Annotated in this window: 10 protein-coding genes; 4 read left to right on the top strand and 6 right to left on the bottom strand. The window is 73.1% G+C overall.

All coding sequences use genetic code 11. From position 1 onward, the window contains the following. Position 1 precedes the first annotated feature (1 nt). Positions 2 to 1,417, top strand: coding sequence for an O-antigen ligase family protein (locus H577_RS16145; RefSeq protein ID WP_051191958.1), 1,416 nt, complete (start codon positions 2 to 4; stop codon positions 1,415 to 1,417). On the opposite strand, the gene H577_RS16150 is transcribed toward H577_RS16145, so the two are convergent. From H577_RS16150 to H577_RS0110540, 3 genes are all read right to left on the bottom strand, one after another. After that, positions 1,396 to 2,826 (bottom strand): hypothetical protein, encoded by a 1,431-nt coding sequence (locus H577_RS16150; protein ID WP_156876623.1) that lies wholly within the window; start codon positions 2,824 to 2,826, stop codon positions 1,396 to 1,398. The genes H577_RS16145 and H577_RS16150 overlap by 22 nt on opposite strands. Continuing rightward, complete coding sequence (locus tag H577_RS17385) at positions 2,823 to 4,751, bottom strand: glycosyltransferase family 2 protein (RefSeq protein ID WP_084516116.1); 1,929 nt, start codon at positions 4,749 to 4,751, stop codon at positions 2,823 to 2,825. Before H577_RS17385 ends, H577_RS16150 begins: the two co-directional genes overlap by 4 nt. A 62-nt stretch (positions 4,752 to 4,813) precedes the next feature. Then, the gene (locus tag H577_RS0110540) at positions 4,814 to 5,065 is read right to left on the bottom strand and encodes an acyl carrier protein (RefSeq protein WP_029145917.1); all 252 of its coding nucleotides are present in this window, start codon (positions 5,063 to 5,065) and stop codon (positions 4,814 to 4,816) included. Between the two features lie 99 nt (positions 5,066 to 5,164). Between H577_RS0110540 and H577_RS0110545 the strand changes: the two genes are divergently transcribed. The 3 genes from H577_RS0110545 to nadE are packed head-to-tail and all read left to right on the top strand — an operon-like array spanning position 5,165 to position 8,403. Further along, positions 5,165 to 5,383: a hypothetical protein gene (locus H577_RS0110545; protein ID WP_029145918.1), complete on the top strand. Its 219-nt coding sequence runs from the start codon at positions 5,165 to 5,167 to the stop codon at positions 5,381 to 5,383. Next, on the top strand, positions 5,383 to 7,377 hold the full coding sequence (gene asnB / locus H577_RS0110550; RefSeq protein ID WP_029145919.1) for an asparagine synthase (glutamine-hydrolyzing): 1,995 nt from the start codon (positions 5,383 to 5,385) through the stop codon (positions 7,375 to 7,377). Before H577_RS0110545 ends, asnB begins: the two co-directional genes overlap by 1 nt. 27 nt (positions 7,378 to 7,404) lie before the next feature. Then, complete coding sequence (gene nadE, locus H577_RS0110555) at positions 7,405 to 8,403, top strand: NAD(+) synthase (RefSeq protein ID WP_029145920.1); 999 nt, start codon at positions 7,405 to 7,407, stop codon at positions 8,401 to 8,403. A gap of 132 nt (positions 8,404 to 8,535) precedes the next feature. On the opposite strand, the gene H577_RS16160 is transcribed toward nadE, so the two are convergent. From H577_RS16160 to H577_RS16170, 3 genes are all read right to left on the bottom strand, one after another. Beyond that, positions 8,536 to 8,922, bottom strand: coding sequence for a holo-ACP synthase (locus H577_RS16160; RefSeq protein WP_169566289.1), 387 nt, complete (start codon positions 8,920 to 8,922; stop codon positions 8,536 to 8,538). 104 nt (positions 8,923 to 9,026) lie between these two features. Further along, entirely contained in the window at positions 9,027 to 9,863 is an 837-nt protein-coding gene (locus tag H577_RS16165; protein ID WP_156876625.1) for an SGNH/GDSL hydrolase family protein, read from the bottom strand. After that, positions 9,860 to 11,488 (bottom strand): class I adenylate-forming enzyme family protein, encoded by a 1,629-nt coding sequence (locus tag H577_RS16170; protein WP_084516132.1) that lies wholly within the window; start codon positions 11,486 to 11,488, stop codon positions 9,860 to 9,862. The genes H577_RS16165 and H577_RS16170 overlap by 4 nt, the downstream gene beginning before the upstream one ends. Positions 11,489 to 11,554: the final 66 nt, after the last annotated feature.

Below are 11,554 nucleotides of genomic sequence, written 5' to 3' on the forward strand. Positions count from 1 at the left end.
GATGACCGAGACGGTGTTTGCCCCGCGCTCGGTCATCGAGGCGGCGCCGGCGACGCGCCGCGGGTTCGACGCGCTGAGCGGGTTGACCGTGTACCTCGTGCTGTTGTGCGCGATCCCGTCGAACCTGGTGATCACTCCGCTCGGCTCACTCGGACGCCCCGCACAGCTGTGGGGCCTGTTCCTCGCGCTGTGGTGGACCGTGCACCAACTGCAGGCCGCACCGCGGCCGGTGCCTTCACCATGGCAGCCGCTGCGGCTCGCCTTCGGTGCGTTCGTCGTCGTGGCTCTGATCAGCTACGCCGCCGCGGTGCTGCGCGGGCAACCCGCCGACCAGATCAGCCCCGCGACCACCGCGCTGGTCAAGCTGGTCTCGTGGGGCGGGGTGATGTTCGTCGCGATGGACGGCATCCGCACGATGCGCGACCTGCGCGCCCTGCTGCACCGGCTGGTCGTCGCGGTGACCGTGGTCGCGCTGCTCGGGCTGGTGCAGACCTTCACCGGTCGGTCGTGGATCGACCAGCTCAGCCTGCCCGGGTTCTCGCCCAGCGAAGAGGGCGGCGTGCAGAGCCGCGGGGCGCTGACCCGTGCGGCCGGCACCGCCACGCACCCCCTCGAATACGCGATGCTGCTGGGGGTCACCGTGCCGATCGCGCTCACCCTGGCCGCGTTGCACACCGCACGCGGCCGGGTCACGGCCTGGACGTGTGCGGCCGTGATCTCGGTGGCCACGCTGGTGTCGGCATCCCGCACCGCCCTGCTCGGATTCGCCGCCGCGCTGCTGGCCGTGCTGCCGGGGCTCGACCGGCGCGTGCGCCACCGGCTCGTCGCCGGCATCGCCGTGCTCGCCGTCGGCGCCGTCCTGGCCCGGCCGGGGCTGGTGCGCACGATGCTCGCCATGTTCACCGGGGTGGCCACCGATCCCAGCGCCCTCTCACGCACCAACGGGCTCGAACGGGTGCCCGGATTCATCGCGGTCTCACCGATCGTCGGGTCGGGTTTCGGCACGTTCCTGCCCCGGTACTACATCTTCGACGACCAGTGGGTGCTGACCACGGTCGACAGCGGCTTTCTCGGGTTGATCGCGTTCGCCGGGCTCGTGATCGGCGGCGCGTGGAGCGCGCTGCGCGCCCGCCGGATCAGCGACCAGGCCGACGTGCGGGTGATCGGGCAGGGCCTGTTCGCCGCGTGCACCACCGCCGCGGTGATGCTCGCCGGGTTCGACGGCCTCTCGTTCCCGATCTCGGCCGGAGTGCTGTTCCTGGTGCTGGGTGCGGCCGGGTCGTTGCGCGCCATCGCCGGTGCCGACCACTGGATGACGACGGTGCGGGCCTCGATCGTCGACGCCGACCGCCCACCCCGCGGCACGCACCGGCTGCCCGGCGCGGTGCCCGCCGGTCAGCGCGCCGCGACCCGATAGACGTGATGCGTGTCGGCCGTCGCGAACCGGTCGCGGAACACCCCGTCACGCACCGGCACGGTGCGGTGCTCGCCGACAACCTCGACCGTGGTGCCCACCACCCCCGGCGGCAACCGGAACGTGCGCTGCCCGCCACCTGCGGTGGCCATCGCCAGCACGTAGGCGTACCCGTCGTGATGTTTGAGCGCGGTGTCCAGGCCCTCGCCGAAGGTCCATTCGTACGACGGTGAGTTCAACACGGGCGCAAGCCCGGTGACCTCGCGGTCGATCGCCGCCACCGCCTGGCGCAGCTGCGCGCCACACTCGATCAGCGAATACATGCCGCAGCGCGGGTCGTCGTTGTGCTGGAAGTACGCGACCCCGGCCGCGCCGTGGATGAGCGCGTTCCACACCGCGCCCGAGATCTGCGCGGGGCGGATGGTCACCGCATCCGCTTCGCGCAGCAGGGGGCGTGCGGTCTCGACGAGCACCCAGTTCGGCTTCGACGCCGGCGGGGTGGCGAACAGCTCCATACGGTCCTGCATCCAGCCGTACGCCCGCGCCGATCCGGGCGGCACGCCCGTCGGCCAGTACGGCGAGCCGGCCACCAGCTCGCGCACGTGCGGGCTGGTGAACGCGTACTCGTCGACGCTGGTGACATCCACCAGCCCGACGTGGTCGGCCATCGTGGTGGGCGCCCAGAACGTGCCGAGCACCCCCGCGCCGAAGTTCGCCTGCACAAACCGTCCGTCGTGCCGTCCGCGCGCGTTTTCGACGTAGCGGCGCTGCGCGGCCAGCCGGCCCTGCTCACCGTTGTCGTGTGTCCAGTCGGGGGTGCAGTCGCTCAGCCCCATCTCGCACTCGTCGCTGACGTGCCAGCCGACGACGGCACGGCTGTCGCCGATCTCGGCGGCCGTCCACTCCAGCGGCGCGATGATCGAGACGCCGGCGGCCTCGGCGTCGGCCAGGGCCGCCGGCTCGTGCTCGGCGCCGAGGAACGTGTTGATGCCGACGGCCGCGAGCTGCGCCGAATGCGACGGCCGCCCGTAGAACACCGCGATCGGAAAGAACGACGGCGCCGTCCAGCCCGCAGCCACCGCCTTCGGGAACGCCGCATAGTACGCGGGACCTCCCCACCACGGCAGCGTGGGCAGGTCGGCCACCGAGGGGGCGGGGCCGGATGCCGGGGGCCCGGACGTGCCACCGGTGTCGGGCGGGCCGGTACCCGGCACGCGCGGCGACGTGACGGAGGGCGCCGGCGTCGGCGGCGAGGCCGTGCACGCCGGCAGCGCCAGCGCGACCGCGAGCATCAGCACGGTGCGTCGCACCGTGCGCCGCATCCCGTGCCGCACGGTGCGCCGCGCTGTGCCCCGCCCCGTGCGCCGCACCCCGCGCCGGGCCGGTCGAGCGCCCGGCACGGGCCCGGTCATCGCGCGATCCGGGTGGTGTCGTCGCGCTCCCACACCGTGCCGGCGGTGCGCCGGGCACGACGGCGCGCGAGCAGCGTGAACGCCGCGTACACCGCGGCATCCCACCCGCTGACCGGACCGCGCACCGTGCGCAGCAGCGCCGAGAGCGTGGCCCGCCCGGTGTCGACGCCCTGCTGGCTCGGGCCGCGGCGCGCCCGCGCCAGTACCGCCAGCAGCGCCGCCGGCGTGCGCGGCGCGCTCACCCGCACCGGCGCCGTCGCCACGATCGCCTTCTCGCCCGGTGCGAACGCCCGGTCGACGTGCACGTCGTCGGCGATCACCGGCGGGAACGGCGCGATGCGTGCGTGGCCGTGCGCGGTCACCGCGTACACCCCCGCGCCCCACAGCGCCTGCGACAGCGCGGGCACCCGCATCCGCGCCCGATGGTACGCGCGCACGAGCGAGGTGGATGACGTCGTGTCGTACTCGAACCGCGGCCGGCCCGCGTGCACGCCGGGCCGGTTCAGTGCCCGCACCAACGCCGGCACCGCCGCCGCCGGCAGCACGACGTCGGCGTCGAGGTAGATGCGCGGCCACGCGACGGCTGCGGCGTCGCCGGCGTTCAGTGCGGCGGTCTTCGACGCCTGGGCCAGCTCGTGCACGATCACGCCGGGCACCGCGCGTGCGGCGTCGGCGGTGGCATCCGTGCACCCGTTGCACACCACGTGCACCTCGAGCGCGCCGTGCGCGACCGCACCGGCGAGTGCGGCGAGCCCGGTGCCCACGACGTCGGCCTCGTCGTGTGCCGGCACGATGACGGATGCCACCGGCCCGGGCCGCGAGCCCGGCGCCGCGGTGTCGTGGCCGGGCGCGGCCGACGCCGCGAGCCCGTCCGAGGACGACGTGTCATGCGCCGCCGCCGTGTCGTCTGCCGTCGCCGACCCCGTGTCGTGCGCCGCGGCCGCCGCCGTGTCGTGCGCTGCCGCGTCGCTCGCCGTCGCCACCGGGCCGGGCGCCGCCGGGTGCCATGTCGCCGCGGGCAGCTGCGCCCAGCCGGCGGGGTCGCGCAGCACCGCCGCCACATGCCGCTGCACCGGGTTGCGCCCGCGCAGCAGCGCACCCAGCCGGGCGATGCGCCGGTACAGGGCGGCGCGTCCCGGTGCGTGCCGTTGCAGGTAGCGCACCCGGTTCACCGCCATCAGCGCGTCGAGATCGGGCGATGAGCCCGAGCCGCCCTGGTCGTGCCGCACCCTCGCGTCGGGCACGTATCCGATGCGCCAGCCCTGGTCGCGCAGCCGACGGCAGAAGTCGGTCTCTTCGCTGTACAGGAAGAACCCCTCGTCCCACTCGCCGACCGACCGGGCCGCCGCGGCGCGCACCATCAGCGCCGCCCCCGACGCCCAGTCCACGTCGTGCGCCCGGTCATAGGCGGCCGCACGGCGCTCCCACTCGGTGCACGCCGGCGGCCTGGCCTGCCACACCGGCCCGAGCAGCGCGTCGGCCAGCGCCCGGCCCGGGGTCGGCTCGTGGAACAGTGAGATCGTGGTGCGGCCGGTGGCATCCTCGAGCCGCGGTGCCGCCAGGCCGAGCCCGGCATCCGCGTCGAGCGCGTCGAGCAGCGTGCGCACCGCGCCCGGCCGCACGACGGCGTCGGGGTTGACCACGAACACCGCGCGGGCGTCGCCTGCGGCGCTCATGCCGATGTTGACGCCCGCCGCGTACCCGAGGTTGCCACCCGAGTCCAGACACACCACGTCGGCGTGTCGGCGCACCCGGGCCACGGTGTCGTCGCGTGAGGCGTTGTCGACCACGATCACCCGCATGCGCACGCCGACCTGGTCGCGCAGCGACCCGATCAGCTCATCGATGTGCCGGGCGCTGTCGTACGTGACCACGATCGCGGCCACGTCGACCGCGCCCGTCGGGCTGAACCCTGCGGTGTGCACGGCGCACTCATCCCGGCGCCGACGGCACCGTCACCGGCAGCCGCGCGCGCTGCCCGCACACGTCAGCCCGACTTGCGCTGCACGAAGGCGACGAGGTTGTCGACCGAGTCCAGGTTCGCCGGAACGGTCTCGGCATCGTCGACCGCGATGTCGAACTCCTGCTCCAGGAACTCGATCAGCTCGAGCACTCCCGTCGAATCGATCACGCCGCTCTCGATGAGCGAATCGCCGGATCCCGGCATCCGTGACGTGTCCCCCAACAGCAGCGAATCGAGGATGAAGCCCTCGATGCGCTGCGAAACGTCTGCACCCACGATGTGTCCCCTTTTCAGCGCGGTTGCCAGAACCAGGTGTGAAAACCCGGTCAAGGGCCTAATGTACTCATCATCGATCGTTGATGCGAGAGGGGAATCGTGTCACCGGAGTTGGGGATCATCGTCGACGAGGCTGCCCTGCTGTGCCCACCGGGCACCGCGGACGCCGACGCCGCGGCCGTGCAGGTCGCGGTCTTCGTCGAAGACGCACTGGGCATCACGCTCGACGAGCGGTGCCTGGATGCGGCGCACCTGGGCACGCGCGAGAGGGTCGCAGACACGCTCGCCCGCGCGGTGGCCGAGGTGGGCGCGGGCTGATGTGCGGCATCGCGGGCGTCTACTCGCCCGACGCGGTGCCCGACCTGGCGGCCGGGCTCGCCATGGTCGGCGCCCTGGCACACCGCGGCCCCGACGGGTCGGGATGCTACCGCGACGAGCGGGTGCTGCTCGGTCACACGCGGCTGGCGATCGTCGACACCGGCGGCGGCGCGCAACCGCTGTGCAACGAAGACGGCACGGTGTGGGTGGCGTTCAACGGCGAGATCTTCAACCACGTCGAGCTGGCCGCCGAACTCGCCGCGCACGGGCACGTGTTCCGCACCCGCAGCGACACCGAGGTCATCGTGCACGCCTGGGAGCAGTGGGGATCGGGGTGTTTCGCCCGGTTCAACGGGCAGTGGGCGATCGCGCTGTGGGACCGCCCGGCCGGCGCGCTGGTGCTCTCGCGCGACCGGCTCGGGGTGCGCCCGCTGTATTGGACCCGTGCCGGTGCGCGGGTGCTGTTCGCCTCAGAGGTCAAGGCGCTGTTCACCGACCCGGACGTGCCCCGCGGCTTCGACGCCGCCGGCATCTGCGACGTGCTCTCGCTGTGGGCCCCGCTGGCCCCGCGCACCGTGTTCGACGGCGTGCACCAGCTGCCCCCCGGCTGCTGGGCGCGCCTCGACGAGCACGGTATGCACGTCGAGGAATGGTGGTCGCCGGACTTTCCCGACCGCGGCACCGAGCCCGACCAGGACCTGCACGAGAACATCGACCGGCTGCGCCAGGCGGTGACGGATGCCACCGGCCTGCGCTTCGCGCGTTCCGATGTGCCGGTCGGGGCATATCTGTCGGGCGGCATCGACTCGGCCGTCACCGCATCGGTGATCGCCGGCATGTCGGGAGTGGACCTGCACACCTTCTCGCTGCGGTTCGCCGATGCCGAGTTCGACGAGGGCCCCCACCAGGAGCGCATCGCCCGGCGGCTGGGGACGGTGCACGAGTCGGTGACGGTGACCGCGGACCAGATCGGCGAGGTGTTCCCCGACGTGGTGCGGCATGCCGAGACCGTGCTACTGCGCACGGCGCCGGCACCCATGTACCTGTTGTCGCAGTTGGTGCACGGCGCCGGGTACAAGGTCGTCGTCACCGGTGAGGGCGCCGACGAGGTGCTCGCCGGGTATGACATCTTCCGCGAGGCGCGGGTGCGCGACTTCGTCGCCCGCGACCCGGGCTCGCCGGCCCGGGCCACGGCGCTCGGCCTGCTCTACCCGTGGATGGTACGCAACCCCGCCGCCGCCCCGGCGTTCGCCCAGGCGTTCTTCGGGCAGGGGCACGACCCCGCCGACCCGGCGCGCTCGCACCGGCCACGATGGCGCTCGACCGCGGTGCTGCAGTCGATGCTCACCGCCGACGTCGCCGCGCAGGCGGTGACATCCGTCGCCGGCACCGACGAGGTCGCCGCGCGCCTGGCGGCCCGCGGTGCCGGGTGGGACCCGCTCGCGCAGGCGCAGTGGCTCGAGATGACGACGCTGCTGCCCGGCTACATCCTGGCCGCGCAGGGCGACCGGATGCTGATGGCGCACTCGGTCGAGGGTCGGTTCCCGTTCCTCGACCACCGTGTCGTCGAGGCGGCGGCGCGGATACCCGCACGGCAGAAGATGCTCGGCCTTCACGAGAAGCACGTGCTGAAACAGGCGTTCGCCGACCTCGTCCCCGATGAGATCAGGGATCGGCCCAAGCAGCCGTACCGGGCGCCCGACGCGAGCAGCTTCTTCGGCGGCGGTGCGGGGTGGTTCGCCGACTTGCTCGATGAGGCCGCGCTGCGACGGGTGGGCGTGTTCCGCCCCGAGGTCGTCGCGGCGCTGGTGGCCAAGTGCCGCCGGTCGGGCGGCCGGGGCCTGAGCAACACCGACAACATGAGGATGGTCGCGGTCGCCTCGGCGCAGCTGCTCGCGACCGAGCTGCTGGACGCGCCGTACCGGGCACCGGCGCCGCCGGAGCCGCTCGTGGTCCACGACCTGGTGGGCGCGGGGACCTCGGAACGGATCTGAACGGATCCCGACGGAAGGAAAGCCGACATGACCTTCGGTCCAGACGTCTTGGCCATCGACTGCGAGGCCGAGACCGCGCGCATCGTCGACGTGCTGCGCTCGAGCGCGCGCCGGTTCAAGCGCAAGGGCGCCGTCCTCGGCGTCTCGGGCGGCATCGACTCCAGCGTGGTGGCCGCGCTGTGCGTGCGCGCGTTCGGGCCGGACGGGGTGTTCTGCCTGCATATGCCGGAACGGGAATCTTCGGACGACACGCTCGGCTACAGCACGAGCCTGACCGACTGGCTCGGCGTGGAATCGGCCATCGAAGACATCACCGGCATCCTCGAAGCCTGCGGGGCATACCGTCGCCGTGATGATGCCATCCGGCAGGTCGCGCCTGAATACGCAGCGGGGTATGCGTCGAAGATCGTGCTGCCTCCGGTGGCCGATTCGGATGCCTACCGGATCTTCTCGGTGGTCATCCAGGCGCCCGACGGCACCCAGTCGACGCACCGGCTGACCACCGCGGCATACCTCGAGATCGTCGCCGCCACGAACTTCAAGCAACGGGTGCGCAAGATGCTCGAGTACAGCCATGCCGACCGGCTCAACCGGTTCGTGGCCGGCACGCCCAACCTGCTCGAATACGACCAGGGGTTCTTCGTCAAGCTCGGCGACGGCGCCGCCGACGTCAAGCCGATCGCCCACCTGTACAAGACGCAGGTGTACGCACTGGCCGCCCACCTCGGCGTGCCCGAGGCGATCCGGGCCCGGCCCTCGACCACCGACACGTATTCACTGCCGCAGTCGCAGGAGGAGTTCTACTTCTCGCTGCCGTACCCGCGCATGGACCTGTGCCTGTACGGACTGAACCACGACGTGCCGGTGCCCGAGATCGCCGCGGCGACCGGGCTGACCGACGTGCAGGTGGAACGGGTGCTGCGCGACATCCGGCAGAAGCGGCGCACCACCGCCTACCTGCACACCCCGCCCGTGCTGGCCGGCGCCGTGGCGGGCGTGGCGGCGGAACCGGTGTCTGCCGGGTGAGCGGCGGCCGCGGCGCCGGTCGCGCCGGGTCAGCCGGGTGCAGCGTCGCCGACGTGCGCGTCGATGCGGCTCCTGCTCGCGCCGGGTCATCGTCGCCGCTGTAGGGGAGCCTGGGCGCCCAGGCCGTCGATCTCAGGGGGAGACCGCGATCGCGAACGCGTGTGCGACGCCGGCGGTGGTGGCCACCCGCACCTGCACATGCGCCGGCGCACAGGCGGCGGCCAGCGCGCCGTCGACGCGCACGCCCGCCGGGGCGATGTGGATGTCGCGCCACGGCACCGCGCCGGTCCAGCCGCTCAGCGGCAGCGCCTTGAACACCGCCTCTTTGGCCGCGAACACCTCGGCGAACGCCCGCGCCGGGTCGGGCGCGGCCCGGCACCGGTCCCGTTCGACCGCATCGAACCAGCGCCGCACGATTCCGCCGCCCACCAGCCGGCGCCACCGGTCCACCGCGACCAGGTCGACGCCCACCCCGGCGATGATCGCGGCCGGCGTCGCGCGCGCTCCGGTGTCGGCCATGGCCGGTGTCGAGCGCGCTCCGGCGACGGCCATGGCCGGTGTCGCCCGCACCCCCGTGACGGCCGTGGCCGGCACCGCCCGAACTCCTGTGACATCCGGCACGGTCAGCCCCGGGCCAGCACCCGCACCAGTTCGGCCGCCGCCAGCTGGGCGCCCAACTCGTTGAGGTGGCCGTTGTCCGCAGCCAGTGCGCGGTTGAGCACGGCGTAGTCGTCGGCGGCATCGGTGCGCACCGCCGGGTGCGTCGAGAGCGTCGCCTCGACGGCGGCGATGTCGAACAGCGCCCCGGTCGAGCCGTACCGCTGCCGCACCAGCGCGTTGTACCGCTCCCGCGCCTGATTGTCGCGGGGGCCGGCCTGGTCGTCACGACCGAGCGCGGCCTTGAGTTTCGCGGTGAACGAGCGATCGGTGGTCAGGGGCACCGTCGTGTACACGAACCGGATGTGCGGGTGGGCCGCCTGCAGCTGGGCCATCGCCTCGGCGTACGCATCGAACAGTGCCTGCACGTCGGTGTCGGCGGTGATGTCGACGTAGCAGAACTTCAGCACCGCGGCATCCAGTCGCGCGCCCAGCGGGCCCTCGATCACCCGGCGGAACGCGTCGATCTTGCCCAGCGGGTCGCCGTTGCGGCCGATGTACGCGTGTGCGAAGAACCCGTCGCCGACCGGCGGCACCGACTCGGTCTCGACCAGCACCGGTGCCGGGTCGGCGCCGGCCGACAGCTGCGCCAGCCCCGCGACGATGCCGGCGCCGACCGACTGATGGCCGAAGAAGACGCGCTGGCCCGACACGACGGTCAGCTCGCCGACGGGGGCAGGATCGGGCGACACGGTGTCCATGGGCGGGTTCTCCAGCATCCAGAATGCGGCGGCTGCGGCCACGACCGCCGCCGCAGCGACCACCGGCCACCGACGTGAACGACGCCGCATGACGGTCGTCATGATCCCCCCACGGCAGACACATCCAGGGCAGTCACCGCTGCGCCGGACGGGCCCGGCACCAGGCACAGTTCGCGCACCGCGCGCTTGAGCACCTTGCCGTTGGCGTTCAGCGGCAGTTCGGCGACCAGCCGCACGCGCGTGGGCACCATGTGCCGCGGCAGCCTGCGGCGGCAGTGCGCGAGCACCGTCTGCTCGTCCAGCTGCGACCCGTCCCGCAGCACCGCCACCAGTTCGATGCGCTCGCCGGCGAGCTCGTCGGGCACCCCGACGGCGACGGCCGAGACCACCTCGGCCAGCTCCATCGCCGCGGCCTCCACATCGGTGCTGGCCACGCGGTGCCCCCACGACTTGATGAAGTCCTCCACCCGGTCGACCACATAGATGTAGCCGTCGTCGTCCACCGTGGCCAGATCGCCCGTGCGCAGCACGCCGTCGCCCATCTTGCGGGCCGACGCCTCCGGGTCGCGCAGGTAGCCGGGCGAGATGTTGCGCCCCCGCGCGATGATCTCGCCGATCTGACCCGGCCGCACGTCGTGGCCGCCGGCATCCACCACCCGCAGCTGCACGCCCGGGATGCCACGACCGATCGATCCGCGGCGCGCCGTGCGCTCGGCGGGCGGCAGATACGACAGCCGCGCGGTCGCCTCGGTCTGGCCGTACATGACGAACAGCTGTGCCTGCGGGTGCGCCTGCACCAGCTCATCGGCCACCGCCGGGGCGAGCGCCCCGCCCGCCTGCTGCACGATGTGCAGTGCCGGCAGCGACCGGGTGGTGAACGTGCTGTTGCGCACCAGCGCGTGGAACACCGCGGGCACGCCCGCGAAGCCGGTGCACTGCAAGTCGGCCAGGCTGTCGACCACGGTCTCGGGGTACGCCGCCGAGGCCTGGTGGGCCAGTGCCGCCCCGGCGCGCAGGTGCGTGTGCAGCAGCGACGCGCCGAACACATAGCTGAACGGCAGCACCACCAGGGTGCGATCGGCCGCGGTCAGCGGCAGGTACGCGAGGATCGACTCGGTGTTCGCCCGCAGGTTCGCATGCGTGATGCGCACCGCCCGCGGCGTGCCGGTCGTGCCCGACGTGAACAGATAGGCGGCGTCGGCGTCCTGATCCACCGGCACCGGGTGCAGGCGAGCGGATGCCGCATCCGCCGCAGCCGGCAGACCCCCCACATCGGCCGGCTCGGGCAGGCCCCGCGTGTCGATCGGGTCGGGCTCATGCCGGGCGGGGAACGCGTCGGGCTCGCCGAGCACGCTCAGTCCCGCGGCGTCGGCGAGCCGGGCCAGGCCCGAGCGCTGCGTCCGCCCACAGGCCAGCACGCGGCATCCCGCCCACACCGCACGCCGCACGGCCTCGTCGGCACCCAGCGTCGTGGCCAGCGGCACCGCCACCAGCCCCTCGGCGAACACCGCAAGATAGGCGGCGATCCAGAACAGGCCGTTGCCGGCATACAGCCCCACCGGTGTGCCCGGTCGAAGGCGCCGACCCCGCAACCGGGCGGCGATGTCGGCCGCGGCCGCATGCACGTCGCGATATGTCCAGGTGCGACCGTGCTCGATCCACGCCGGTGCGTCGAGGTCGGCGTTCTCGAGCAGAAAGGTCGCCGTGTTGGCTGCCGTGCCGTCCATGATCACCCTGTCTTCCTTCTGCCGGGGACTTGTCCCCCGGGGCGGGAGGTCCGGCGTCCCCACACC

This window comes from Microbacterium luticocti DSM 19459 (assembly GCF_000422405.1).
GTDB lineage: Bacteria > Actinomycetota > Actinomycetes > Actinomycetales > Microbacteriaceae > Microbacterium > Microbacterium luticocti.